This window comes from Bradyrhizobium sp. F1.13.3 (genome assembly GCF_040548265.1).
Classification (GTDB): Bacteria; Pseudomonadota; Alphaproteobacteria; order Rhizobiales; family Xanthobacteraceae; genus Bradyrhizobium.
On the sequence record NZ_JBEPRI010000024.1, the window covers coordinates 86,522 to 111,330 of the forward strand.

Consider the following 24,809-nt stretch of genomic DNA (forward strand, 5'->3'; position numbering starts at 1 on the left):
AAGCCCAATGAATTAAGTCGACCACCTGTCGTCCTGAATTCCGAGGTGACGCGCGGTTCGAAGATCAGGGCCAGATAGCGTTGAGCAGTTCAGCCAGCCTGGCACCTGCCTTTGCCAGTTGTCGCCGTTTGATAGAGTCTTGGGCCGCCAGATACGCGTCTCGGTCGTCGAACGAGACGGTCCAGTGTTGGGGCGACACGAACTTGAAATTGGCACCCGCGAAAGCGGAGTGAGCGACGGCGACGGTGTCCGAAGCCCATAGAGCCGGCCAATCCTCGACAACTCCTCCGCTTGGCGGGGTCGATCTGGCAGCGGAAAGGAGTGCGGGAGTTGCGGCCTCCCCGAGGTCACCGGGGATAGCGTCCCATTCCGTGTGGAATGGGGTGTGCTGGTCGCGGATATTGTTTCCACCCACGGTGTCGGTTGATGGGTCGATGCGATGGACGGCGTCGGGATCCACCAGATGTCCGTGGGTGTCGAGGTACACGGCGGCAACATGCAAGGGCTGGTGCAGATCTCCCAGAAAATGGGAGAGCATGAAAAGCGCCTCCTTCTTGTCCGCTATCGAAAAAGGGGCCGTCGCCGGCCGGTCTTTCAAAACCGATATGGCGGCAGAGATTGCGGCAACGAGGTCGTGCTCGTTGGTGCCGAGAAACCCTCGATCGAACCGGTCGCGCTCGATGGCGATGTCGTCGAAATGATACGTGTTGTGGCACCCCCGTTCCTGGCCCGTCGGCGGATAAACGCATTGAGTCCAGTTCCGCCCGACATAATCCTCCATCCGTTTCTGCTCGCCAGAGGTCCGAAACGAAGTGCATGGGATTTCGTACTCCGGATGATCGGGGTTTTCCTTGTATTCGAAGGTGCCGTCGTCGTTTCGCACGACGCTCTTCACGCAGTCGGCCCATGGGCCGGCGATCCGGAGTTCGAAGCCAAGTATCTTCGCGACCTGTAGCTTCGCGCGTGGGTTCAACAATTGATCCGCAATGGATCCCACGATGCGGTGCCCCTGAAATCCCCAGGCGGAGGAGGCGGTCGGACAGAATACCCAAAGCAAGAAATTGAGCGAGAAAATGATTCTGAGCATATGAGCCTTGCTCGTCATCTAACAACAAATTGTATCGTGCCCGCTGAGGTTGTCGTTGTCAACCAATTCGCGAAGCCGCTGAGCCTATCGAGCCGAAATGCTTGGGGCGCTTTGGCCCTTGGATCCAGCGACATGTCCGCAAGCATGGCGCCGATCGCGCTGGCGAACTTCGCCCGGTGACCGGAGCAAGGCGACGCGACGATGATGCGTGGATCATCGGGAAGTCGGGCGATGATGAATTCGTTGCCGTCGTCCGGACGCAAGTCCGCCCTCAGCGTGTTGGTATACCCGGACCAGCTCAAGTCTTTCCTCAGGCGTAAGCTCATGGGCAGCGCCATATTGATTTCCCGGGCGAGCTGCGCATCCCGGCGCACCTCGATGGCTTCCACGTGATTCCACAGCGTCTCACGGTCTGCCAGCCACTCGGCGCATCCCTCGGGTACAACGATTTCCTCATGGGCGACACCGCGTCGCCTGCTGTAGTCGGCCACTGTGCCGCGTCGATGGTCCTTCAGTGCTTGGCCTGCGCGATAGGCGGCCATCGCGACCACCGAGCGCCCTTCGGAGCGCTTCACCGGCTGAGCGGATAAATGGTAGGATGCCATACAGTCCTTTCTTGTTCTTGTTTGTCGCGCAGCGACTCTTCCGGCCGCCGTGGCGGCCGCGCACCGATGTCGCGAAGTGATGTGTAAGTGCGCCATTCACCTGGCGAAGCCTCTTCGTCCTTTGGGTAAGCTGCAAGAAAACATCATGCCATGACGCGAATTCACGCATATCTCGCCGAGCGGCCCGATGTCGTTGGTCAGACAAATCGGCCGGGGGCAAATCCCCCGGCCCCCCTTTGATTCGAGGGCGACAAATACGAATGGTTTTTTTATACTAGAGACGCAAAAGTATCTTCTGAAATAGAGGGTGCCGGCTTGAACCCGGCACCACTCGTCTCACTTGTTCTTTTACATTATCGATTTAATTCCACATCGATACCTCCCATTGTTGGATGAAGACCCGGGCGCTCAACCTTTGAAGTCTTCATCTGGCGGCCCGCTGCCTTTCGGCAGCGGGCTTTTCTTTACCCATCCGAGCCGGTCACGCTGAATCAGCTCGCGCGGCGATCTCGACGGGCATTTTGTTTAGTGGCTGACCTTGTAACCGTTTGATGACAGCAATCGCGTTCGCATACTCATCCCGGCTTGCGATGTTGTGGCCAGTGGCACCACCGAGGCTCTCGGGAGGAGCGCTATTCACCAATTCGTCGTAACAGTTGTACCAACGCTCGAGAAAGCTGAGAGCTTGGATAATCCGCGCTTGCTCGTCCATGTTGCGTCTCTCAGCTTAAGCTAAACATCAGATCGCTAGGATCCCCTGAACGGCTGGCGAGAACTGGACACTAGTTGCCACACCTGAGTTGGCGCGTTTCCGTGAAAGCGAAGTCGCTGGCGTTGAGTAGAGCGGTAGTGACCGCTTTACATGAGAAAGCACGCCACCATTGGCGTGCTCCCTTTGACTTTGTTTTAGTACGCTGAATTCAACCTTAGCTCAGTGAGAATGAAATCCACACACGCGGTGCCCATGCGGCTTGACCTTGACGCAATCACCGGCAAGCACGGTGTTGCAGATGTCCTGGACGGGTAGGGCGCTCATGAGCGCACCTCCCTTACGAGGGGCCTTGCGTCCCAGCCGAAGTCGCTGCGGACCAGCTCGAAGCCGTCCATGGTGCCGAGACAGCCGGTGAGATAGATGGCCTCGGCCTTGCGGATCGCGTCCTCGCGGCTGGCAGCCTCGACGACGATCGCCCATTCTTCGTAGTCAAAGCATTTGACTAGGAAGCGGAGAGGGAAACGGGGCTCATCGCCCCGTCTCCTTGTCGGCCTTCGGTTCGCGGACGACCAGGCGGCCATCCAGAGGCAGGCAGCTGAGCTGGAGGTTGAAGCCCTTGCCGTCCTCGTGCGGCCATGCGGCGCCGATCTTGGTCCAGAAGGCGTTGTCGCCCTGTCCTTCGACCACATAAACTCCATGTGGGCGCTGGTTCTTTTCGTTGCGTTTCATTTGACGATCTCCCGTTTGGTTTTTGCCGGCTGCGCCAATAGCGGCCGGACGGGAAATCTTTGGAAAACGAGGATTTAGCGGCGGCGGAACGGAGGGTCCGGCCGAGGGACCCGCTTGCGGGATACGGTTGGATGCCTTGCGCCGACACGCCTCGGCGCCAGTTTCCCCGTCCTGCTGGCCGATGCATTGGGGTTAGACGCACCATGGGAGGGGCTTGAGACGCAATAGGACCGCGCCTGCGGGGTTTCTGGCTGTCGGTGAGAGAAAGGCTGAACATGCGGACTAAGGGAGGGGCTCTCCGAATCTTCCGGGCGTCGGGCTAAGCACGTCTTGCCGCGCTACAATTGCTGTGAGCCACGGCAGATCAGCCTTGACTAGTGCGGGGCGGGACGTTCAACTAACGGGTATTGCAACCGTTTGTTGTGGGCGATTTCCGCGCTTTCGGCGCAAACGCTGATCTCATTTTTGATTGAGGGAAGACCATGCCAAGACGGATCGTGCTCCTCTCCGATGGCACTGGCAATTCATCGGCAAAGGTTTGGCGGACCAATGTTTGGCGCATGTTCAGTGCGCTCGATCTCACCAAGGACGACCAGGTTGCCTGTTACGACGATGGCGTGGGGACGTCGTCGTTCAAGCCATTGGCGATGCTTGGCGGAGCCTTCGGCATAGGCCTTCGCCGCAACGTCATCACGCTCTACAAGTTTGCCTGCCGCAACTACCGAGCTGCGGGAGATGAGATATACGCATTCGGATTCAGCCGCGGCGCATTCACCATTCGCGTGACCATAGGTTTGATCCTGGATCAGGGTCTGATTCCTGCGAAGGACATTTCGGATAGCGAACTCGACCGGCAGGCCAAGGCGGCTTATCGCGCCTACCATAAAAGACATTTCCATACGAACTGGTACCTGATGATTCAGGGGCTCAAGAAGCTGCTGGGACGGGAGATGTCTGCGCCCTCTGCGGGAGCCACCGCAGGAAGGCACTCGCCAATCATTCGCTTTCTGGGGCTTTGGGACACCGTCGCCGCGTACGGACTTCCGGTTGACGAGATGACCCAGGGAGTGAGCCAATGGATATGGCCGCTTGAACTCCCGGGCCACACGCTTCATCCCGACGTGAAACGTGCTTGCCACGCTTTGTCTTTGGATGATGAGCGAACGACCTTCCACCCGGTTCTCTGGAATGAGCGTCGCGAGCCGCCGCAGCCGACGGGAGCCACCCGGTACACATCCAATGAAAGGCTTACGCAGGTCTGGTTTGCCGGCGTCCATGCCAATGTCGGGGGCGGCTACCCGGACGATTCACTGGCGCACATTCCGCTTTACTGGATTATGGAAGAGGCGCGGGCCTGCGGCCTCTCCTTCAAAACGTCCGATCCTGCGGCCGTGGCCGAAACCAAACAAGCGCAGGACAAGGATGGTCGACTGTACGACTCTCGCGCTGGCTCGGGCAGCTACTACCGATACGGCCCCAGGCGGATCTCCCGACTGACCCGCCAAAGCTTCTCATGGACCACAGGAGATGAGGTCTACGTCGCGAGGCCCAAGATTCACGAGACGGTTTTGCGGCGCATTAAGAACAACGCACACGTCTATGCGCCCATCGGAATCCCACACAACTATGATGTCGTGTCGCCTGAGATCGCTCCAGACGGCTGCGTCCGCTTCCGAATTGACAGCCTTCCGGAGAGGGCATCGGGGCCGACAATCAGCACCCCTGAAACCTCCGATCAGGCCCAAGGCCGCGTCGTCGCGGAGCGGCAGTTCATCTGGCCATTGGTCTACCTGCGCGCGGGGCTGTATTTCCTCACGCTGGCGGCGACCATCGTCTTCGTGCTGTTTCCCTTCACGGGGCGCAGCGATCCTCTGGGCGAGCGGGTCAATGCGCTCAAGTGGGTGTCAGACATCATCCAAACCCTGTCCGGCTTCCTGCCGTCCTGGGTCTCGCAGTGGTTGGTGTCCTACGCCCAATATCCGGTGACGTTCCTGATCCTGGGGGGTGTCATCGTCGCTTTGCTCTTCGGCGGCAAACGGGTCGCATCTGCGATCGATGACCGGATGACCGCACTTTGGCGAGATGCGTTCGCAGGCGAGCTTATCGCGCCATCAGCGGCTCCCAGCGCCAGCCCTCATGGGCGCGAGCTATTTCTTGTCGGTGTGCGCACGGCATGGCGCTACTATCTCGCTCCGGTACTTTCCGCGGTTGTCATCGTCTATCTGGTAGTCACGGTCGGTAATCGACTTGCGTTGACCGCGGTTGATCAAGCGGGGCTGGTTTGCAAGCCAACGGACAGGCTTGAATTTGTCCCCGACGCCGGCGCGCTGGTCTCGTTCGATGCGTCCGACCTTTGCTTTTCGACCGGTTATAAAGTGGGGCGCCTAGAGCGATACCTCGTCTGGACCAACCCGGACCCGATTGCCCTGGCCAGGCAGTACAAGGACTACACTACCAGCCGCGCAACATGTCAGGTGGGGGCGGGAGACTTGCACAATGGCAGCGTCGTCACGGATGCACGTGGCTATTCGACCTTCCATAATCCGGATGACGGAACACAGCTGTCCTGGACCGGGACCGTTGTCCATATGCTCGCATCACCTTTGCGGCGTTACTACTTCCAGCCCTGGTTCCAACCGGTGGCGCGCTATGGCGCGCTAGGTAGTGAAGTGGACTTCCTCGAACCTGACCCCGACCGACGGGTGAAGAAAATATCTGAATATGTGACGCCGAAGGTGGCGGGCGAGTTGTTCTTTTACTTGAACGATGCCGTTCTTGTTCTCCCACGTAAATACCAGTGGCTTTATGGCGATAACGGGGGGTGCGTTTCGTTCTTCATCAAGCCGTCCAAATAACGATGGCGTGGGCCGACGTGAGCGTATGGGGATCTGATGGATTTCAATGGGGTCTGTATTGCCGGGCTGGTCGTGTCTGGCGTAGCGACAATCGTCTTCTTCGGCGCGAACCATCGGTTCAGGGAGGCGGTCGATCAGGCAATCGCCCCGATGAAAGTGCCCGAACGCCGATGGCGCGGGTATAGCGCGCAAGATCTCGCCGATTTCAAGAGAGTCGGGCTCGAACGGCCGACAACGTTCGGGAAGTCTGCGCTCGATGTGTACCGTGATCGCGTGTTGGTGCTTGACCTCGGTTTCGCCGTGGCCTTGCTTTTTCAGCTTGCTGTCCTGGGTTGTGGCCGTACAGCAAATCGGTTCGCCGCTGGTATCGTCGTTCGCCATGTTCGGCGGCATGGTAGGGTTCATCTACGGCTGCTCCGACGTGGGCGAGGATTTCATGCTTCGGATGCTTCTCCGGCCGGAGCGAATCGTCCGCGATGACGATGCCCGGAGAGCGACTGCTCTTACATGGCTCAAATTCGCGATGATTGGCATCTCAATTGTCGGAGCCGCCGTGTTCGGAATGTTGACACTCGTTTTCGGGGCGATGCCGTCCGACGCCAAGTCATAGAGTTTGGAAGACCGGCCGATTGGTTGCGGACGACTTGCAGCTCATCGAGCGCAAGGTGTGCCTAGAGGCCATAGGCTGACGCCGCGCGCTGGTCGCGCGCGGCGAAAATTTGGGACGCCAAAGCCGGAGCCGCGCATGCGGCTCCGGCTCGTTTGGTGGTCGTGACGTCTACGCAGCCATCGGCGCTGCGGTGCTAACGGCCTGCGGCAATCGCAGTACGGTGAGCAACCAGCCCTTGTCGCCAGCAAACGCTCAGCGGCCTCGGCCATCGCGGGCTTCTTCAAGTCCGCCAGTTGCGCGGCGGCTTCCTCCGACACCCCTTGGCGGACCGCCTCAACAATAACCGCCTTGGTGACCTGACCAAGGTAGTTGACGGCGGTGGGCTGCCAGTGCGCCGCCATGTCCAGCGAGACCGCCTGGGACAATGATTCGGCGTGTTTCAGGGGCGGGGATGAGCCTGCGCCCGGACGGACGACCGCATCGACCGCAAGGGCCGCGCAATGTGCGAGCAGGCGCATCAACTGCTTCTGCGTGAACCCCAGCAAGGCGTCCCACAGGTCTTGCACGTCGGCGGGTAGCGCCTTGGCAAGCTCGGCTTGCCGGTCGCTGCACGTGCGCCCCTGCGCGCTCTCATCTATCCCGGCCGCGTGTCCCGACAGATAGCCGTGCGGCGGCCATGTACGCGATCGCGGCCAGCATGGCCGTGGCCGACAATTGCGGCGGGCAGCGGGGCGTACCAGATCGGATTTTGGCCCGTAGGATGTCTATATCTATCAAGGGGTTGCGGAACGATTTGCGGGTTGTTAGCGGTAGTTCTGTATGATATGAAATGCAGGATATAAATAGGATATATCCGACAAATCGGATCATAAGCCATGGCCAAGCCATCCTCGACCCAACAAGACCGTGTCATCGAACTCCTCAAGGAGCGCGGCATCGCGCGCCCTTCCGAGCTTGCCACAGTAGGCATCACGGCCGCGACTATCGCCCGCATGAAGGAAAAAGGCCTCGTTGTCCAACTCGGGCGCGGTCTCTACCAACTGCCCGACGCGCCCATCGATACGCACCATTCCCTCGCCGAAGCCGCCAAACGCGTACCCAAAGGGGTCGTCGCGCTGACCTCAGCGCTCGCTTTCCATGACCTGACCGATACCATCCCCTCCATGGTTTGGCTTGCCATCGGTCCCAAAGACCGTCAGTCCCTTCCAACCAATCCGCCAATGCAGTTCGTTCGCTTCAACCCGGAGCGGCTTCAGGAGGGCGTGGAGATTCATACGATCGAAGGTTGCCCGGTCAAGATCTTCAGCCCCGCCAAGACCGTCGTCGATCTTTTTCGCTACCGGCGGAGCGCCGGGACACGCTACCGTCACAGCACCGGCCTCAACCTCGCGCTCGAAGGCCTGCGCGAGGCCCTGCGAACCCGCAAGGCCAAGCCTTCGGAGATCGCGGATTTCGCGCGCAAAGCCGGGGTTTGGAAGGCCATGCAACCTTATATCGAAGCGATGACCGCCAATGGCTAACCCGCCCAAGAATGTCGCTGCCTCGGTTCGCGCGCGACTGCTCACGCTCTCCAGAGAGCGCAATCAACCCTTCGACCTTCTCCTCACCCGCTACGTGCTGGAACGGCTCCTCTATCGCCTCGGCTCGACGGATTATCGTAACCGCTTCGTTCTCAAGGGCGCGATGCTGCTCGCGACCTGGATCGACAACCAGTTCCGGCCGACGCGCGACCTTGACCTTCTCGGCTCGGGCGATCCCGACCCCGACGCGCTCTTGGCGATCTTCAAGGAGATCGCCGCCGTCGACGCCGCCGACGGCGTCATCTTCGACCCGGCCAGCTTCACCGTCGACCGCATCCGCGACGAAAACGAATACGGCGGCGTCCGGATCAAGGGCAATGCCACGGTCGATAATGCCCGCGTTCGCGTCCTAATCGATATCGCATTCGGCGACGCCATCGAGCCCGGCGTGCAGGAAACTGACCTCCCGGTGCTGTTGGATTTTCCGGCTCCCAAGCTACGCTCCTATCCGCGCGAGACCGTCATCGCCGAGAAATTCCAGGCGATGGTCGCGCTTGGCCTCGCCAACACACGCCTGAAAGACTTCTACGACGTCTGGGTGCTGATCCGCTCCTACAAGTTCGAGGGCGACACGCTGGCTCGCGCCATCAAGGCGACATTCGCGCGCCGCAAGACCGACATTCCCACCGCACTGCCGGATGCATTCACCTCGGCCTTTACCGAGGATGCCGGCAAGAAGGATCAGTGGGCGGCGTTCACCAGACAGGTCGCGGTCGACCCGGGCCCGCTGACGGATGTGGCCAAGACGCTCGCGGAGTTCTTGATGCCGCGCGCAAAGGAAGCTCGCGCCCTGAAGGACGGGGAGAAGGCGCCTTAGCCGGGGCGATCATGATGATCATCATGATGACCAGCAGCAGCACCATCAGCGTCAGGATGATCATCGCCGTGCCCATGATCACCATGATCGCCAGCACCAGCACCTGCTAGCTGATCATCAACATGCCGATCATCGGTTTCATCGCAATTTTCGCTAGGCGAAGAGGGACGAGCACCTATATATTAGGGGGTATCCCCACACCAATCGAGCCTGCCGCGTGCCACAACGCCTATCTTCCACTGCTGTCATCGTCACCGCCCTCGAGGTCGAGACGCGCGCCGTCTTGCGGCAACTCGGGAAGCACGCTGTCGAGACAGTCAACGGTAGCGGCTTCTTCAAAGGGCAGTTCGACGGCTGGGATATTGCGGTGGTCGAGGCCGGCCCCGGCAATGCGGGCGCCGCCGCAATCGCGGTCCGAGCCCTTGAGCATTACAAGCCCCATGTTGCGCTGTTTGTCGGCGTCGCCGGCGGGGTGAAGGATGTGGCCATCGGCGACGTGGTGGTCGCAACCAGGGTCTACGGCTATGAGTCCGGCAAGGACACCGCCAAAGGTTTCCAGACGCGTCCTGATGTGCAGAATACGGCGCATGCGCTGGAACAGCGCGCCCGCGTTATCCGCCAAGGAAACGACTGGAAATCGCGGCTCGATCCTGCGGTCAAGCAGGGAGACCCCGCGTTCTTCGTCGCGCCGATCGCGGCAGGCGAGAAAGTCGTGGCCTCAAAGAAGGCCGCCACCGCGACGCTGATCAAGGATCACTATGGTGATGCCATCGCCGTCGAGATGGAAGGCAGCGGCTTCCTGAAGGGGGTGCATATCAGTCACCCCACGCAGGGCGCCGTCATTCGCGGCATCTCGGATCTGTTGTCCGGCAAGGCGACCGCCGACAAGGAAGGATCGCAACAGCGCGCAGCCGACGCAGCCAGCGCCGCCGCCTTCGAGATCCTTTCAGGGCTGGATGGCGGTCAGGATCGCGCGCGGAAGGCAAAGCCTGCCTTCCTGCAAACGTCGTCCACCTTCAGCAAGGGCAGCTATTTCGCGCAGGGCGAGGCGCTTGCCGAGGTCGGCGTACCCGACGTCGATCGGGTCCGGTTTGCGTTCGCAGGCGCCCCCGATGGCTACATGCGAATTATTCCCATGGAACGCCGGGAAAAGCCGCTGACGGTGTCGAGCCTGAACGCCAACGTCAATCAATCCGAAATGATACGCGCGACCGGCCACGGCGGCCTTGCCACGGTGAACGCGTACGGCGCGATCTACTACGATCCCGCTGGCGCTTATACGATGGGACCAGCACCGCTGCGCTGGGCGACCCAAGTCTTTCAGAACGGCGAGCTCTGGAGCCTGACGGATACGTTGATCACGCGCGAGCGCGCATGGCGTCCGGCGCACATTCCGTTGCCGATCATTCCCGTAGTTACCTTGGAGAAGGGCTTTTATCGCGCGCTCCATACGAACGTGCCGTTCGCTGTCCAGCATCTCGGACTGACGTTCCCGTGCGAGATCGAACTCGGCCTGCTGAACATGCGGGGGGCGCATCTCGGCGTCGATCAGGATGACATTCGCGGTCCGATTCAATTCGACGAAGCCATTGTGCGAGCCGAGCTTGATTCCGCCGATGCCGCGGCGATCGACACGGTCCTGTTGGCCTTCTTTGAGGAGGTATTTGACAAGACCGGTTATGCGCGGCCTGAAGGATTGAACAGGTTTCCGCCCGGACCGCCTCGGTCATAAGTTGCCAAGAGGTCGCGGGTCATGCTGCAGATCATTACCAAAAAATTTTTCCCGCCAGGCGAGCGATACGAAACGCTCCATCGCGCAATTTTTTACACCAATTACCGCGTTATGCGAGGTGAGAAGATCATCACGCCCGTAGGGTCCCTTCTTCCCTCGACCGGCCTTCACTCGCTTGCGACGCTCACATGCGAGATGCTGGAGAAACAGGAGAAGTATCCCGACGGACCCAGGCCGGGTGTTTTTATTGCGACAACTGGAGATGACCTCCTGAATGACTTTGCCGCCGTCATCTCCTTCTTCCTGAATGTCACCTGCACTCCCGATCCCGCCGCATGTTCGACAAGGACGTCCACGCCAAGGATGGCGAAGCCGCGGCGCTAGCTGCCTTCATCACGCAACTAATCGGGCTCGAGCGTGAGACTTTTGTCGGCGCCATGCGCGCCATAAGGCAGTTCGTGATCGGTTCACATCGCTTAGCGGACGACCTTAATCTGGCTTACAAGCTGTTCGTTACGTCGATAGAATCTCTCGCGCAGGGTTTTGATGGTCATGTAGCCGAGTGGAGCGACTACGAGCCGCGCAAGCGAAACAAGATTGACCAAGCCCTGAAGGATGCATCAGACGAAGTCGCCGCTGGTGTCCGAGACGCGGTTCTCTCTAACGAGCATGTTGCGCTGGCGCGCCGTTTCCGCGATTTCGCCATGGCCGATGTCGCACCGTCATTCTTTCGGGAAGAGGCCGCTGGCGCCCAGGGACCGATAGGCCGACCTGATCTTCCCATTGCGCTTCAACAGGCTTACTCGATCCGATCGAGCTACGTGCATCTTTTGCGGGATGTTCCCCGTCAGCTAACCATAAGTGGTTTTCCCGAGGCTACCGAGGTCGACGACAGGGAAACGTTGTCGTTTGCAGGCCTGTCTCGGCTGGCGCGTCACATCATCATGCAGTTTATCGCGCGCGGGCGCACGGTTGAACGCGAGGCTTTCGATTATCGCCGAGAGCTGCCGGGCATTGTTACGGTCAAGCTTTCCCCCGAATATTGGGTCGCCTCGACAGTAGGCTTTGACCATAAAAGCGCGCCGGTGCGGCTTACAGCGTTTTGGAGCAAATTACTGCCGCCGTGCTCCTGCATCAAAAGGACGCCAAACTAACCGACCTACGGCCGATCCTGATCATGGTAGAGGACCAAGTGCCCGGGTTACGAAAGCCGAACCAGCGGCTCCCGATGTTGACGCTATATTACCTGTTCCATCAGTTTGCAGGCCCGGAGTTCGAGTGCAAACAATGGCCGGCCCTCTTTGAGAAGTACAAAGCCGATTTCGATACTCCCACCGTCGAGAGCTTCGTTGCCCATCTGATCGCGGGCTATCGGGTTGATTGGACGTTGGCGCAGTTAGAGGAACTGCACAAAACCTACTTCAAGACACGGCATACAGCGAGCGTGACCAAGATTGGGCTCCTGCTTGAAGCTGCCTTGTCGCTCTATGTGGCCGAGGTTAACCGCGCTGCCGGCAATGACCCGCGGGCCCGTGCATTGATAGCGTTCGTCACCCAGGCCATGCGGCCCTGCGGGCCTACGAAGCCGTTCTGCCAGCCGAACTCTCCAAAATCGATTGGGAAAGCATTCTTCTTCCCCCGAAGCCGGACAACGAAGGCCCTGCCACAGATCCTCCCACCGCCTAGCGCGACTTCTCCGCCCGAGGAAACCTCATCTAATGACGACTGAGCCCACCGAGAACGAAGAGATTGATCGCTCGCCGCCCATTGCGGTCTTTCTGACCGGCGAATCCTACTTTCAATCCGCCAAATATTTGAGAAGCGGTGTCGAGACGGCGGATCTGCGCCTGCGCTTCAATATGCCGATCTACTACCTCTATAGTCATGCTTTGGAACTGACCCTTAAAGCGTATTTGCTCAGCAAAGGAGTGACCAGCAATCGGCTCAGATCGCGCGATTACGGTCACAAACTAAAGGTGCTTTGGGACGCTTGTCTGACTGAAGGCTTTCCGCACCATCCGATTAATGATGCTTTCGTAGCAAATGATAGAAATTCTTGATCCATTCGCTGTGGATTTTGAGTTCCGGTACATACAGGTTGGATTTAAGGACCTCCCCACGTTGGCAGCATCCGAAGCTGCGGTCGGCGATCTGATCGCGACAGTACGACCCTTCTGCGAAGCAACGGTTGGCGGTCCCGTTCCGGAGTAAGGATCAGCGACTTCCCTGCAACCGTTGCGACGAATGGAGGTGCGATATGCTCAGCGAGCGCGCGAGTCGGCGCTGGCGCAATTCAGGGCAGAGCACAGCTGGACATCCGCGCCTGACCCAGCGAGAGGGCCGTGGCGACGATAGTAGAGACCGTATGTCAGTTGTGAATCGGCGTAGGGTCCGGACGCCGATCGGCGCTGTAAGCCACTGATTCTTCTTGTGCCAGAGGGGTCAACAACTGGCGCCGATCCACATTATGCCGTGTTGCGCGCGATCCGAAGCCGCTCTTTGATGTAGAGCTTGTTTATCAATTCGGCGCACTTCCGCATCATCATCAGAGTGAACTCCGGCGACAGATGCACATTTCCGTGCAACAGCCGATCCCGGAGATTTGGTAGCTCTTTCAAAAACGACATAGGGCGCGAACCATGACCTCCCGGGAGCTCCAGATCTTCTTCGCGAAGCCAAGGGCCAAACACCCGCGAGCGAATCTGAGGACGTAAATTCCAGACCGATAAGTCCGAACGCATCGCCAGGTCCTTCGAAGCACACACTCGTCGGCACTAGGTCGGGGCATACTTCCGAAATGGGGCGCAGCGTTATGAGCTGCGAGTCGCCGTGCGCCTTCTCGACAAGGACTTCGTCGTCCCGGATCGGGAAGTGGCTGTGCAGGAGCGTGGCGCCAAATCGTTCGTTGGCGTGTTCTTTCACAAGGCAGCGCCCGACTTCGTCGAGGCATGCATGATCGTCTCCGGCGAGACGGCCCGCGCTGGTTAGGTCAATGTCCGGTAGGGCCGCATAGTCCCGAGAATTATGGCGTCGCAATTGGATCATGGTGCATCCTCCAGGTCAAAGGTGAAGATGGTCAAACAATCCGCGGGAATGCCTCACTCATTGATAGCAATTCGATAATTCGCTCACTCAGGTTGAGGACCGAAGGAGGCTTTTTGAAGCGCTTTTTTGAAGCGCATGGCCACTGAGTTGTGAACTGGTCATAATTTGGTGGGATTCTGCCGGCTGCCGGTAGATACCTGCCTATTCACATCCTCAGAAAGGGTGCGCAAATGCTGAAGACTCTGCTCACCATTTGCGAGCCAAATGAGCGGTTTCAACACCTCTCATTCCACGATCAAGCCGCCGGGCATAACCGTCCCCTTTGCGCGGGCGATCTATATAGCGCCGTGAGTCCTATCGAGCTTAGCTCGGCTGTTCCCGCTGAAGTTCGCTCTCAATTCGATGTAGCGCGAAGCGCCTATCTATACTCGTGGTTTGTCTACGATCTTGCGATGCTCGCGGAACAGCACAGCTACATCGTGCTTGAAATGGCCCTGAGACACCGCGCGAAGTCGGAAGGTCTCAGCAGCAACAAAACGTTGAAGCCGTACCTACAGCTGGCGATCAAACGCGGTTGGGCGAGCAAGATCGTGACGTGCTCACCCGTCTTTGCGAGATCCTCCTCCGGCACAAAAAACTCGCGCGGTTCGGAATTCGCTTGCTGCATGATCCCCTTGGATGGGCGAGCGCGTTCTACTCGAAACGTGCGGTCTCGCTAGTCGGGTTCTGACCTGCCGAACCACGACTGAAGACGACCAAGACTTTACCGACGCCATTCCGACCCTGTTCCAGTGGGAGGCAGGATGGTCTTACGACAACCTCACGACTATCCAGGGATGCATGCAGTTCTGCAAGAGCGTCCGGAAATGCGCTATCTCGCGCAACGGCCACCAATCCAGCTCTAGCGATTCTGGCCACGACGACAGGTTTTGATGACCCTTCCGCTGTTCGGATCGAGGGATGCCCCTGCCGGCCCAGACCGGCAGGGGTTTTCTCGTGTTTCACGGCGAGAAGTCGCGCCGGGCCAGCACGGTCCTGTTGTTACGCGGGTTGATGACAGCGGCGTCTCGCTTGGCCGAGCCTTCCGGCAAATGGCAATTACCCGACGAAAAATATTATTCGCGAAAAATGGCATCACGTATGGACAGCAACATGCAGTTACGACACGATACACGCTTGGATATACAATAATTGCTTTAAAATTCAGGGTTGCCGATTGCAAACAAGCGCAGACTAGTGGTGACTTAATTATGCAAAATCGTTTGTCGATTCAGATACTACTTTCTTTGTGTAGCATAGTTTTGGCGGGCTGTGGTGATAAGAAACTATTTCAGGCTCCTCCGCATGGAGGAGATACCCTGCCGCCTCCCACTGTTTCCGATAGCAAACTCACACTTGTGGCAACAATACCCTACAGCGCGCTTGTGCACGCCGCCGAGGCAAAGATTCCTGCCTCCGTCCCAATTGGAGGTGACGGTCATGTGGCCTGCTTGGATTTGCCCTACGTGAACCCAGGCCACGTCGGGTCTCACCGCGCGTGCACGCAAGTGCCTTACGTAGACTTCCGCGGCGCAGGAATGCAGGAGCAATGCATAAATGTACCGGACATCACGGGACCGAGTATCGGCATGAAAAACCAGTGTGCTGATTATCACTGGAATGCAGACATCAACAAAGATGGACCAGTTCGGATCGCGAACTCAGGAACGGATCTCCACGTCGAACAGAATATTCATGTGACAGGTAAGGCAGGCCTCGGGGGTGATTTGGCCGGTGCATTGTCCCTCTCGGGAAAGAACTTTGACTCGAAAGTCAAAGCCTCGATGAACCTGAGTGTTGATCTCGACAATCGATGGTGCCCGCAAATCAAGGTCACCCCTATCGGTCGATGGGTCGATAGCGCGTCCGTCGAGGTGGCGGGGAAGAACTGCGTCGGCTTCGATCTAGGTGCGCTTGGCCATCCGGAGGTCTGTGCGGGCCCCGTGAATCTGGGCCTTGCCGACGCGCTGAACAACGAATTCGATAGGCATCGTGACGATATTCAGCGTTCAGCTCAGAGTATTTTACCTTGTGACACCTTGCGGGCGAAGGTTGAAGAGCACTGGCATCCGTTCTCCATCAAGATCGACCGCAGCGGAGCCGCTCCTCTGTTCCTCAACATCGAGCCGAAATCCGCTGGGTTTTCCGGACTGATCGCCGAACAGAATTCACTCAGGATGGTTGTGCGGGTGGATGCGAAAACAGTTGTCGGAGCCTCTGAGATCGCGCAGGCCGCTTCGGTTCTCCCACAACTGGAGAAAGTGGCAGCGAAGGAAGGAACATTCGACATAAACCTTCAAGCAGTAGCGCCATACGAATTTCTCAAAAACGAACTGGCGACACAGCTCAAAGGGAAAACGTTCGAGCAAGAAATTTCCTCGTCTCGCATCGAAGTGAGAATTGATGATCTTGACCTCTATCCCAGCAACGGTTCGCTTGCCGTTGGACTGAAGGTGAACGCCAAGCTGCCCGGACGGTGGCTGGATACGGCTGGCTGGGTGTATATCTCCGGAAAGCCGACACCAACCGAGGATGGCAAAGCAATCACTGTCGAAGGCATCAACTTCGCCACCGTCGTCGACAATGAGTTCTGGAGCGTCGCGCAAACGCTGTTCGAAACGCAGATTTTGTCGTCATTGAAGGAACACTCAAAGATCGATCTCAGCAAACAGATAGATGCCGCGGCATCCGAAGTTACGGGAGCCGTCGCCAAAGCAAATGTTCCCGGATTGAAAATCTCTGCTACACCGCCACTCATAAAACTTTCTAGCGTTGCTATGGCGACGGACAGCCTGATAGCCACAGCTCGGCTGAGTATGAATGCCGACGTTGAACTCACAGATGCCCTGTTGAAATAGTGCCCTCGAATAGTTCCTATTCTACTTCCTGCGAAGCCATCGTCTTGAGTGATTTTCGCCGACTAAATAGTGAGATAACGCCTAGCGAGGCGACGCTGATCGCTGCGAGCGGTAGCAGATAAAAAGCTAGCGGTGTCCACGACCGGGGGAAGAGTTCAACGCCCCCCTTGCAGGGCTCCTGACCCGAGTCAGCCCGCCTCAGGCGCATTTGCTTCTCCTGTTTTGAAACCGGGGCCCAAAGGAGAGTCGTTTCCTTCCCGAGATAAACGTTCGTCGTATCCTGTTCGCAGATGTCGCCAGATTCAGCGGCGATCATGCAGAGGGCAGTCCCGGCTAGGGGGACCCCAATAAATAGCAGAACTACGCAAGCTTGATAAATCTTCGCTTCCCACGCGGTTGTATTCAATCCTTCGAGCAGGAGCACCGGAATACGCGAGTGCCATTGATCGCCGTGACGCCTCGTGTGCAGCAGGAAGATGCTCGACGATAATAAGAACAACGCGCCTCCGATAATCGCCCCAAAGTACCCCGCGGCGGGCTTATTGTCGCCAGCGCTCAACTTGTCGCCGAACAGACGCCCCAGGAATTCCGAGCCTCCTTGAAGTGAGATCACACTGGTTACGAGGAAGAGAACTCAAACGATGGATAGCAATTGCCACAGTTGAGTAAGATGCGTTTTGCTCATGGTCGTTCCGATTCCAGACTAACGTGCGATTTGCGGGGATCGAGACTTAGTAAGTCGGATGCCGTCGACGAAAATAGACGATGTCGTCACAAGAACAATTTATAAAGCTAGCGTGGGCTGCCTAAAGCCAAGAACCTCATGTAGGTGGGTGGAGCAGTGGCGCGCCCGGCTCCGCCGGACCAGGCTCTACTCCAAGATCATACCTCCGACTAAGAAAGCCATGCGGGCTTTGCTCGCTGTTGACGACGAGAATTTTTAATGTGAAGCTTGCCCTCGCCAGCGCGACCGGTGTCCGTGCAGGTGGATTGCACGCGCTGCGCTGGCATCATTTGGCTTTGCGAATGCGGAAATGAAAGTCGAGACACACGGGTTGATGGCGCAGCCTCTCATTCTTATGCTCAAGGCTGGAAGCTACGAACGAAGCGTAAGGCCGGAGGTGACCTTGTGTTTCCAAACAAGCGCGGTGGTACGCGGGCCACGACAATATGGTGAAGCGCAAGTTCCTGCCCCTCTTCGATGAGGTCGCAAAACGCCGCAAAAAAAATCCGGCCGAATACACGGAAATGGCGGAGCACTTCAATTGGCACGCGCTGAGGCATTTCGCTGTGTCATGTTGATCGAGGCCGATCTAAAGCCCAAGACGGTGCATACCTTCGCCGGCCACAGCAGCCTCCAGGTCACGATGGACCATACGGGCACTTGTTTAAGTCGGGCAACCATAAGAAGGCGATGGACGGAATCGCCGCTGATATGTTCGGCCGATCATGAGACCGCGATGTGAGAACAGGAGCGGAACGGTTGCCAATAAGCTGCTCATATTGATGGCCAATCTGCAACCGGTGATTGACGCGTCATGCATTTTGATTCTAAAACCCAAAGGACGCGATTCGACGTGCAAATCGACCAGTTCTTGTCTACGTTGCATCTATCCGAGATTTTCAATTTCGAAATTTCGCATACCCCCCCCCCAATTTCTGTCGTTAATGGAGCTGTAACCTGACCACGCGCGAACGCCCCACACCACCAACCAAGGTGCCAGAGCTCTCGCCAAAACGTGAGTTTAACCCGAGCGACGCAGGATTTTCGCTCCTCGCGGATGAGCAGACTTTGTTCGAAATCGAAAGCATTCACGACGAGACGGTCAAGACCGCGCACGAAACGATTAAGTTTGCTTGGCGATAATTAGAAGACACGCATTCATTTTCGCCAGTAATTGCGCACCAACATTTTTCACTGGACAACAATGAATGTTTCTTTCGAGATCAGGCAGCTAAAAAACGCAGCGGATTGGAAACAACTTAGCGTTGTTTTGGGCGGCGCTTCCGATGTTGTGAGCAGCGTGATCCATCACCTCATGCTCTCAAACGTGACATCATACCTCATTGAAGACCCGTACATCGACCGTGACTATTCTTCCGACTATCGCTTTTTCTACGCCCAGACATTCAGGACGCATGAACGTCATTGTAAGCGCGTCCACTTTTTTGCTGAAGATGTCGATAAGATTCTTGCCCTCCCTAACTGGACAGATCGGGTAAAGGCGCTCGAAACAACGTCTTTACGAAGCTATTGCGGCTTCTGTGTTGTTCGACCGTTGCCCAACGCGTCCATTGGGCGAACGGCGTTGAAAGTAAGAGGGCCAGAGGGCAAGGATCTGGAGGCTGTTATTACCTCTAAGGCGATTATTCGAGCGAACCTGCTTGGGGCTGAACTCGACGTGCTAAGTACGTCCTTTATGCAGCAGGAGTCACGCGTCGGCGCGTGTGCGCAGATTGCGATCTGGATGGGCGCGAGGCACATGCACCTGCGCTACCGATACAACTGGCTATCAGTAGCGGACATCACCAAGCTTGCCGCACCGACGACGCCGGACGAAGCTACGTCGCTACCTGCTGGGTCGGATTTCTTGACATCGGAACGCATGATCCGCGCGGTCAGCGAAATGGGTTTCCAACCACTGTGTTTTAAGGGAGCAAACATCGGGGAGCAGATTTTACCCTATGTTGAGTCCGGTCTTCCCGTAATCCTCGGCCTGAAAATCCCAGGCGCAAGCATCGGCCATGCGGTCACCGTTATTGGCCGGGTGTTATCGAAAATCAAAGCACCGACGTCGCGTCCAATCGACTTTATTGCGGGCTTCATTGTCCACGACGATCAGGCGGGTCCTTACAAGGTTATTCCCACCACGCCAACTTCGGCGAATGATGTTGGGTTCGCGAAGGAAGACTTGGTCGAAATCAAAAGACGTTCGGGAGTTCTGCAATTTAATCTTGAAGATCACGGTGTCTTCGCCATGGCTCTCATGCCGGTTCGGGCATTCTCGACGGCCCGTGCCGCCGAGGTGACGGCGCTGGGCCGCATACAGAGCGCATTTGCACAAATTGATCAAATCAAGGCTGCAGTGGCCAAGCAGAACGGTTCTGCCAATCCTCTGCTGGATGATCTGTTTGCCGCTTACAACAGCGGAAGAATGATATTGAAAACATATCTGACCTCAGCCGAGAGCTATCGCAGACATATCGGAACCGGCACAGCTTCCGACGCGCTCAAAGACGTTCTCCTGGAGGTCCATCTTCCCCATTTCACCTGGGTGACAGAAATATCGACGGTGGATTCATATAATAATTCTTCGGCCGGCCTTCGCAGGATATTCGGGCATAGCCTCATCGATGCAACTTCATCCGGTCGCGAAGTTGTGGGCCTCCTGATGCTTCATCTACCGGGGGTCGTTTTCCTGCGTGACGTTAATGAGCCCGATGCCGCCAAATCACAGAAAGCAGTCGTCATCGAAAATGATAATCTCTATGACGGCCGCGACAAGCGCTAATCACTTGGAGCGGGTCGGAAGTGGAAAGAAATCGCCTCTTCCCAACCGACTCTCGTCGATGTTGGAACACTCAAGGCATGCGAGGTCTCGCCGAGGTCGGTCATAGCCTGCGGTTCCTTTTCGCGAATTCCAGCGAAACCACTGGTCTTGCGCATCTGGATTTTTGAGGCCTGTGACGTGAAAGAGAAATTCGTCGGCGGCATGAGCGCAAGCAATTGCGTTGAGCGTAATCACGCTCGGTGCTGCAACTTGAGGGTCGGCAACATAGGCAAACCCGCGCCGCGTTTCGTCCGACGTAGCCTCATCTTGCAAACGTGAAGGATTTATCAAGCCGTTGCACCATAAACAGCCATGTCCTGTTGTAACCTGGCGCGCAACGCAGAACACGTCTCCCACCTCTCCAGTTGAGGAGACAGGAACTTTCGCACCGACCTGTACGCCCGGTATCCCATGCTGGTGGACGATGGCGTTGAAGAGTAATCGCGCGCCCATCGTGTCTGCCGCCAGGAAGAGATAGTCGCAGTCAACGAAGTGTTTGGCGACATCGGGATCGAGAAAGTTCGCATTCAGTGTGGTAATTGTGGCTGACGAATTTGCACGCCGAATGTTTCGTGCAGCCATGTCGACTTTGAAACGAGCAAACCGTCGCTGAAGACCGCTAGGCAGCCACTCAATGATTGCGTCCGTTGTGCGTGCGCCAATGAGACGAGGAAGGTTTGTCACCTCCGCACGATCGGGATCGGCGAGAACAAACTCGCCAACTCCAAGCCGACCAAGCAGCTCTGCCAAAATGGATCCCGCGCCGCCGAGTCCAATAATGCCGATGCGGAGCGACCGCAGAATGTCTTGGCCTCGATCGCCGAACATTCTGGATTGCCGATCATATTCGGGCCTCTTGATATGCGCCTGCTTGGATGGGGCCGGATAGAGTAGTTCGCGGCGCTGCCCGAGGACGATGGCTTCTTTGAGTGGTGCTCTTTGCCCTCCCTCAAACCATAAGTCGCCTGCAACGGCTGACCGGGCAAAGACAAGGGCGCCAACCGGCATGCCACGGGAGATGTCGACTAGCGAGGGGTAGCCGCGCTCATGCGACGCAAAATCATCTGACGAAAATCCAACCGAAGTCGTGCCGCCATGGTTATGGATAGCGAGATAGGCAAGCTTTAGATCCCGCGCGCGAAGAATGCGGCTCTGAATGAACTCGCTCTTCAGCATTCGGTAGCCGCGCCGTCCCGGTACATAATCCTTGCCGTCGATGGCCAGGTGGAGTTCTCGCGCGACCAGCTTTAGCCCGCGGTTGGTCTGGCAGACCCCAGCTAGAATGATTGCGCCGTGCTCATCGTTATCGCCGGGAAATAAGTGGCCAAAAAGTTCGGCCTTCATTGCTTCCGTGAGCACCAACCGCCACGGAGTTACTGCGATCGAAGCCATTGCATCACCTTGAGAAGCTTGAGAACGGCCGTGTCCGTCGCGGGATTGAGTTTGTTCGATTTGCGGGAAATTTGGACGGCCGGCTGATTGCGAAACTGCGCCTGGCCAAAACCGAGCCCAAGCGGTTGCCGATCCAGACGAGAAAGATCGTGTCGAACGAAGTGCGGATATACGTCCGCGTATGGATACTGAAACGTGATCTGAAAACTGATCCACGTATCCGCTTGCGCCCAAGGCGGCCCAAGCGGAAGGTTTCTGAGCGTCACAAATGCGCCGCCGCTTCCATCCGGAGAAATTTCAAGTGGGCAGTCCGGGAATGAAACCCTAATCTGCTCGATTGCCTTCTGAACGATGGGCGTGATCTCGCTCACGAGTTGTCATCGTCCGGTATCGCCAGAAACCGGTCGCCTTCCTTCACCTTGATCTTGTCATCGTTGCCGATGACCTCGGTTTTGCCGCCGCCAAGTTCGATGCTGAGAATGAAGTCAAGCTGGATCGGAACTTTTTGCTCTATAGCGGCCTGCTTAAGACTGAGGCCCGTCTGTTTCTTGCCGTAGACTTTAACGGGGTATTTCTCGTTAAAGATCACGTCGATTTCTTTCTTGTCCAGCTCTTCAGCTTCTTCTTCGAGTTTCTTGGCCTCTGCTTCCAGCTCCTCGGCCGTTTTCTCGATTTCCTCGGCCTTCTTCTCAAGCTCTTCGGCTTCGAGCTTCTTGGCCTCGGCCTCAAGCCTTTTGGCCGAGTCTTCGTCATCCTTCTCCGGATTATGGTGTGACATCGCCGGTTCTCCAGTTGCAATTCTGACTAGCAATTGCTAGAGTGAAACGTATATTGCATCTTAGACGGAGAATTGCAAGAGTGAAATCGAAGAAAAATGGGCCCCCCCAATTTGACGTTTCCGCGCTCCACGCCGCTCTGGACTCGGAGCGGGTATCGCGCCGTCTAACCTGGAAGGATGTGTCGGCCGCGTCGGGCGTTAGTGCGTCAACCTTGACCCGCCTGTCACAAGGCAAGCGGCCTGACGTTGACAGCCTCGCTGCACTTACGGGTTGGCTTGGAATGTCGGCCGACCGATTTATGGGGCAAAAGGCGGTGGCATTCGGCAGTGCCAGCCCGCTCACTCAAATCTCGTCCATTTTGAGGGACGATCCCGATTTGAACGAGGATGCCGCCGCCGCGCTCGACGAAATGATCAAAGCTACATATGCGCGATTGCGCGAGACCAAAAAAGCAAAGTCATAGTTTCATAATCAAGGAATGACATCGATTTATAGGATCACTTAAGCTCGACGCATGCCCTCAAAACCTCTCAACATCGGAGATTTGAGTTTCGCGCGGAAGGGCGATCCGGCCGAGCATTTTCGCCAAATCCTCTATCGGCGCGAGACAGGCGTCGCTCTTGCCGAGCCTGATGCGACCCATGTCTACTGGCTGCTAGAGCGGCCCCCGGAAGCGGCGGCCAAAATCGGTGTGGGCGTCAAGGAATTCGGCACCCGTAAGTCGATGTACAATACGCGGTGCTTTGAGATCAGGCGCATCGACGGCAGCACGACGGATTTTTCCGTCAAGCCCTGCCTCGACGATAAGGCGCCATCAGCCTTTGCCGAAACCTTACGCACCGAAGTGGTCGAAGATATCAAGCAGATGAAATGGGAGTTCTTTCGGGCCTCCACCCACTTCGACGGCAAACCTGAGCCTTGACCGGCCGGCTGTTGTCGCTAGAGGAAGCGATGATCGATCATGCACCCACTAGATGGCCTCAGCTAGCCTGCGCCAGTCCAGTTGAAGACGCGTTGAATGTGCGGCCTGCCGTCCGTTCTCAGTTCATAATCATGATGGTGCGCATTTGGGAGAAAGTCGCCGATCTCTGATGATGTGGCGAGACTGTAACCCGCAGCGTCGAGCCATATTGTCTTCTGCTCCGATCGCACGGGAATCACTCCATAGCGACCACGAGCGCCATCAGTTCCAGTCAAGGTTGCGGCGATCACGCTCGCCGATGACTCCGGTCTCGCCGCTACTGGCTGCAGTCGCTGCCATGCGAGAAACTGCTGCGGATCGATGAAGTCATCGGCAATCGGATTCGGCAATATGGCAGTCAGAAATGCGTCAAACGCTGGTCTGAGCGTGCTGGCTATTTCGCGGGTTTGTGCCAACCCCTGGGCGAGGCAGAAGGCTATGAAGGGATCTAGGGTTCCCCTCTCGTGCCCAGAAACCAAACCAAGGAAGGCGCGCAGTGGCACGCCATGTGTTGAGTGCAGGCGTGAGCGCCACGCCCGCGCCTTCCGACCAAGCTTCAGCAACGACAGCCCCTACACCGACCCCAAGGCGGAACTCAAGATTGTCACTCACGAAGCGTTGCCACGCCCGTAGTATTCGAGGATTTGGAGCTTCGGCTCCAGGAACTTGCATCCACCAACGTAGCACGCCGACCCAATTCGCTAGAATTGCTTGATCGCCGACGGTACCCCGAACTCGAAAACCAAACCCGGGCTGATCGCGAATGAGTGTGCCGAGTCGCTCGAACAGAGCTATTCGCTCAGCCGGGGTTCTTGCACCGTAGCTCTCGGCACCAACGAGTTCAGCTCGGATCGCTGGTGCCACAAGTTCAAAGCGCCGACCGATAACAGGTGCGAACCCATATTGATAAAGGCGGCGTCTTTGTGCGGCGTTGGGATAAAGCCGCTCGACAATACCGCGACCGCGTCGAATGAAGGTCTCCTCAAGCCAAGCCTCCTGCGCAGCGGCCACTTGAGTGAAGGTTCTCGCCCAAAGAGTTCTCAGGAAGGCCTCCGTCGTTGGGCCATCTGGAACGACGTTCATGAACCGGCTTAGTTCCTCGATCGCGCCAAGTAGGACGCCATCCAGCTCATCAAGGCTACCGGCCAGTTGCGCTGGCGCTGATCGAGCGCCCGTACCCACCGCATCACTTACAACTTCGGGGAGAGTCGCCTCAAGCCAGCCATAGAATTGATCGCTCGTTCGGAAATTGAAGATATTGCGGACGTGAGCAGCGATTAGCTGGAGCAACACCGCCAACGGACTTGCGACAGTAGCCTCCGGTGCCGTGTCGGCAGCCAGTCGATTGAGCAGGCCGTCGTAGTCTGCGGCCATCGCCGCGACCTGGTTTCTTTGGGTCGGAATTTCACCCGCGGCGGTGCTAGCTGGCCTTAAAACCAAACCAACGAGGGTCATCC

General features: G+C 57.4%; 23 protein-coding genes. 14 read left to right on the forward strand and 9 right to left on the reverse strand.

Going from position 1 to position 24,809, the window contains the following annotated elements; genetic code table 11:
• Positions 1-64 precede the first annotated feature (64 nt).
• The 4 genes from ABIB66_RS39055 to ABIB66_RS39070 all read right to left on the reverse strand — a co-directional run bounded on the left by ABIB66_RS39055 (position 65) and on the right by ABIB66_RS39070 (position 3,133).
• Entirely contained in the window at positions 65-1,087 is a 1,023-nt protein-coding gene (locus tag ABIB66_RS39055; protein ID WP_354258734.1) for a S1/P1 nuclease, read from the reverse strand.
• A 14-nt stretch (positions 1,088-1,101) separates the two neighbouring features.
• The gene (locus tag ABIB66_RS39060) at positions 1,102-1,692 is read right to left on the reverse strand and encodes a MobA/MobL family protein (protein ID WP_275173082.1); all 591 of its coding nucleotides are present in this window, start codon (positions 1,690-1,692) and stop codon (positions 1,102-1,104) included.
• Positions 1,693-2,173: 481 nt separating this feature from the next.
• Positions 2,174-2,404 carry a hypothetical protein gene (locus ABIB66_RS39065; RefSeq protein ID WP_275173080.1) on the reverse strand — a complete coding sequence of 77 codons (231 nt, stop codon included), beginning with the start codon at positions 2,402-2,404 and terminating at the stop codon, positions 2,174-2,176.
• Positions 2,405-2,932: 528 nt separating this feature from the next.
• Positions 2,933-3,133, reverse strand: a complete 201-nt coding sequence (locus tag ABIB66_RS39070) for a hypothetical protein (protein WP_085394447.1) — start codon at positions 3,131-3,133, stop codon at positions 2,933-2,935.
• Between the two features lie 482 nt (positions 3,134-3,615).
• Here ABIB66_RS39070 and ABIB66_RS39075 point away from each other — a divergent pair, with 482 nt between their 5' ends.
• The 11 genes from ABIB66_RS39075 to ABIB66_RS39125 all read left to right on the forward strand — a co-directional run bounded on the left by ABIB66_RS39075 (position 3,616) and on the right by ABIB66_RS39125 (position 16,669).
• Entirely contained in the window at positions 3,616-5,988 is a 2,373-nt protein-coding gene (locus tag ABIB66_RS39075) for a T6SS phospholipase effector Tle1-like catalytic domain-containing protein (RefSeq protein WP_354258738.1), read from the forward strand.
• A gap of 256 nt (positions 5,989-6,244) precedes the next feature.
• Positions 6,245-6,598 (forward strand): hypothetical protein, encoded by a 354-nt coding sequence (locus tag ABIB66_RS39080; RefSeq protein ID WP_354258741.1) that lies wholly within the window; start codon positions 6,245-6,247, stop codon positions 6,596-6,598.
• An 875-nt stretch (positions 6,599-7,473) separates the two neighbouring features.
• Positions 7,474-8,118, forward strand: coding sequence for a type IV toxin-antitoxin system AbiEi family antitoxin domain-containing protein (locus ABIB66_RS39085; protein WP_354258744.1), 645 nt, complete (start codon positions 7,474-7,476; stop codon positions 8,116-8,118).
• Positions 8,111-8,995, forward strand: a complete 885-nt coding sequence (locus ABIB66_RS39090; protein WP_354258747.1) for a nucleotidyl transferase AbiEii/AbiGii toxin family protein — start codon at positions 8,111-8,113, stop codon at positions 8,993-8,995. The genes ABIB66_RS39085 and ABIB66_RS39090 overlap by 8 nt, the downstream gene beginning before the upstream one ends.
• A gap of 217 nt (positions 8,996-9,212) precedes the next feature.
• Positions 9,213-10,727 carry a 5'-methylthioadenosine/S-adenosylhomocysteine nucleosidase family protein gene (locus tag ABIB66_RS39095; RefSeq protein WP_354258749.1) on the forward strand — a complete coding sequence of 505 codons (1,515 nt, stop codon included), beginning with the start codon at positions 9,213-9,215 and terminating at the stop codon, positions 10,725-10,727.
• Between the two features lie 21 nt (positions 10,728-10,748).
• Positions 10,749-11,111, forward strand: a complete 363-nt coding sequence (locus ABIB66_RS39100) for a hypothetical protein (RefSeq protein ID WP_354258752.1) — start codon at positions 10,749-10,751, stop codon at positions 11,109-11,111.
• A complete protein-coding gene (locus ABIB66_RS39105) occupies positions 11,063-11,881 on the forward strand; it encodes a hypothetical protein (protein WP_354258755.1) in 819 nt (272 codons plus the stop codon). The genes ABIB66_RS39100 and ABIB66_RS39105 overlap by 49 nt, the downstream gene beginning before the upstream one ends.
• A 74-nt stretch (positions 11,882-11,955) precedes the next feature.
• Positions 11,956-12,456 carry a hypothetical protein gene (locus ABIB66_RS39110; protein WP_354258758.1) on the forward strand — a complete coding sequence of 167 codons (501 nt, stop codon included), beginning with the start codon at positions 11,956-11,958 and terminating at the stop codon, positions 12,454-12,456.
• Entirely contained in the window at positions 12,446-12,787 is a 342-nt protein-coding gene (locus tag ABIB66_RS39115) for a hypothetical protein (RefSeq protein ID WP_354258761.1), read from the forward strand. The genes ABIB66_RS39110 and ABIB66_RS39115 overlap by 11 nt, the downstream gene beginning before the upstream one ends.
• A 769-nt stretch (positions 12,788-13,556) precedes the next feature.
• Positions 13,557-13,715 (forward strand): hypothetical protein, encoded by a 159-nt coding sequence (locus ABIB66_RS39120; protein WP_354258764.1) that lies wholly within the window; start codon positions 13,557-13,559, stop codon positions 13,713-13,715.
• A gap of 989 nt (positions 13,716-14,704) precedes the next feature.
• On the forward strand, positions 14,705-16,669 hold the full coding sequence (locus tag ABIB66_RS39125; RefSeq protein WP_354258768.1) for a DUF4403 family protein: 1,965 nt from the start codon (positions 14,705-14,707) through the stop codon (positions 16,667-16,669).
• Positions 16,670-16,685: 16 nt separating this feature from the next.
• Here ABIB66_RS39125 and ABIB66_RS39130 read toward each other — a convergent pair whose 3' ends face one another.
• Positions 16,686-17,282, reverse strand: coding sequence for a hypothetical protein (locus ABIB66_RS39130; protein WP_354258771.1), 597 nt, complete (start codon positions 17,280-17,282; stop codon positions 16,686-16,688).
• 1,315 nt (positions 17,283-18,597) lie between these two features.
• On the opposite strand from ABIB66_RS39130, the gene ABIB66_RS39135 reads away from it, so the two are divergent.
• On the forward strand, positions 18,598-20,181 hold the full coding sequence (locus tag ABIB66_RS39135) for a hypothetical protein (RefSeq protein ID WP_354258774.1): 1,584 nt from the start codon (positions 18,598-18,600) through the stop codon (positions 20,179-20,181).
• Here ABIB66_RS39135 and ABIB66_RS39140 read toward each other — a convergent pair whose 3' ends face one another.
• Genes ABIB66_RS39140 through ABIB66_RS39150 form a run of 3 tightly spaced genes read right to left on the reverse strand, consistent with a single transcriptional unit; the run spans position 20,182 to position 22,390 of the window.
• Entirely contained in the window at positions 20,182-21,612 is a 1,431-nt protein-coding gene (locus tag ABIB66_RS39140) for a ThiF family adenylyltransferase (RefSeq protein ID WP_354258777.1), read from the reverse strand. It lies immediately after the preceding gene.
• On the reverse strand, positions 21,594-21,983 hold the full coding sequence (locus ABIB66_RS39145; protein WP_354258780.1) for a hypothetical protein: 390 nt from the start codon (positions 21,981-21,983) through the stop codon (positions 21,594-21,596). Before ABIB66_RS39145 ends, ABIB66_RS39140 begins: the two co-directional genes overlap by 19 nt.
• Positions 21,980-22,390, reverse strand: a complete 411-nt coding sequence (locus ABIB66_RS39150; protein WP_354258783.1) for a hypothetical protein — start codon at positions 22,388-22,390, stop codon at positions 21,980-21,982. The genes ABIB66_RS39145 and ABIB66_RS39150 overlap by 4 nt, the downstream gene beginning before the upstream one ends.
• Positions 22,391-22,470: 80 nt before the next feature.
• Here ABIB66_RS39150 and ABIB66_RS39155 point away from each other — a divergent pair, with 80 nt between their 5' ends.
• Positions 22,471-22,854, forward strand: a complete 384-nt coding sequence (locus ABIB66_RS39155; protein ID WP_354258786.1) for a helix-turn-helix domain-containing protein — start codon at positions 22,471-22,473, stop codon at positions 22,852-22,854.
• Positions 22,855-22,935: 81 nt separating this feature from the next.
• A complete protein-coding gene (locus ABIB66_RS39160; protein ID WP_354258788.1) occupies positions 22,936-23,313 on the forward strand; it encodes a DCL family protein in 378 nt (125 codons plus the stop codon).
• A 408-nt stretch (positions 23,314-23,721) separates the two neighbouring features.
• Here the strand turns inward: ABIB66_RS39160 and ABIB66_RS39165 are convergent, their stop codons facing one another.
• Entirely contained in the window at positions 23,722-24,807 is a 1,086-nt protein-coding gene (locus ABIB66_RS39165; protein WP_354258791.1) for a hypothetical protein, read from the reverse strand.
• Between the last annotated feature and the right edge of the window lie 2 nt (positions 24,808-24,809).

What these genes read in the sequence shown, in the direction of transcription:
- ABIB66_RS39085 (WP_354258744.1), top strand. Translation starts at nt 7,474, where the DNA reads ATGGCCAAGCCATCCTCGACCCAACAAGACCGTGTCATCGAACTCCTC.
- ABIB66_RS39105 (WP_354258755.1), top strand. Translation starts at nt 11,063, where the DNA reads ATGTTCGACAAGGACGTCCACGCCAAGGATGGCGAAGCCGCGGCGCTA.
- ABIB66_RS39060 (WP_275173082.1), bottom strand. Translation starts at nt 1,692, where the DNA reads ATGGCATCCTACCATTTATCCGCTCAGCCGGTGAAGCGCTCCGAAGGG.
- ABIB66_RS39110 (WP_354258758.1), top strand. Translation starts at nt 11,956, where the DNA reads ATGTTGACGCTATATTACCTGTTCCATCAGTTTGCAGGCCCGGAGTTC.
- ABIB66_RS39080 (WP_354258741.1), top strand. Translation starts at nt 6,245, where the DNA reads ATGTGTACCGTGATCGCGTGTTGGTGCTTGACCTCGGTTTCGCCGTGG.
- ABIB66_RS39055 (WP_354258734.1), bottom strand. Translation starts at nt 1,087, where the DNA reads ATGCTCAGAATCATTTTCTCGCTCAATTTCTTGCTTTGGGTATTCTGT.
- ABIB66_RS39070 (WP_085394447.1), bottom strand. Translation starts at nt 3,133, where the DNA reads ATGAAACGCAACGAAAAGAACCAGCGCCCACATGGAGTTTATGTGGTC.
- ABIB66_RS39090 (WP_354258747.1), top strand. Translation starts at nt 8,111, where the DNA reads ATGGCTAACCCGCCCAAGAATGTCGCTGCCTCGGTTCGCGCGCGACTG.
- ABIB66_RS39100 (WP_354258752.1), top strand. Translation starts at nt 10,749, where the DNA reads ATGCTGCAGATCATTACCAAAAAATTTTTCCCGCCAGGCGAGCGATAC.
- ABIB66_RS39125 (WP_354258768.1), top strand. Translation starts at nt 14,705, where the DNA reads ATGACCCTTCCGCTGTTCGGATCGAGGGATGCCCCTGCCGGCCCAGAC.
- ABIB66_RS39150 (WP_354258783.1), bottom strand. Translation starts at nt 22,390, where the DNA reads ATGTCACACCATAATCCGGAGAAGGATGACGAAGACTCGGCCAAAAGG.
- ABIB66_RS39115 (WP_354258761.1), top strand. Translation starts at nt 12,446, where the DNA reads ATGACGACTGAGCCCACCGAGAACGAAGAGATTGATCGCTCGCCGCCC.
- ABIB66_RS39135 (WP_354258774.1), top strand. Translation starts at nt 18,598, where the DNA reads ATGAATGTTTCTTTCGAGATCAGGCAGCTAAAAAACGCAGCGGATTGG.
- ABIB66_RS39140 (WP_354258777.1), bottom strand. Translation starts at nt 21,612, where the DNA reads ATGGCTTCGATCGCAGTAACTCCGTGGCGGTTGGTGCTCACGGAAGCA.
- ABIB66_RS39165 (WP_354258791.1), bottom strand. Translation starts at nt 24,807, where the DNA reads ATGACCCTCGTTGGTTTGGTTTTAAGGCCAGCTAGCACCGCCGCGGGT.
- ABIB66_RS39075 (WP_354258738.1), top strand. Translation starts at nt 3,616, where the DNA reads ATGCCAAGACGGATCGTGCTCCTCTCCGATGGCACTGGCAATTCATCG.
- ABIB66_RS39065 (WP_275173080.1), bottom strand. Translation starts at nt 2,404, where the DNA reads ATGGACGAGCAAGCGCGGATTATCCAAGCTCTCAGCTTTCTCGAGCGT.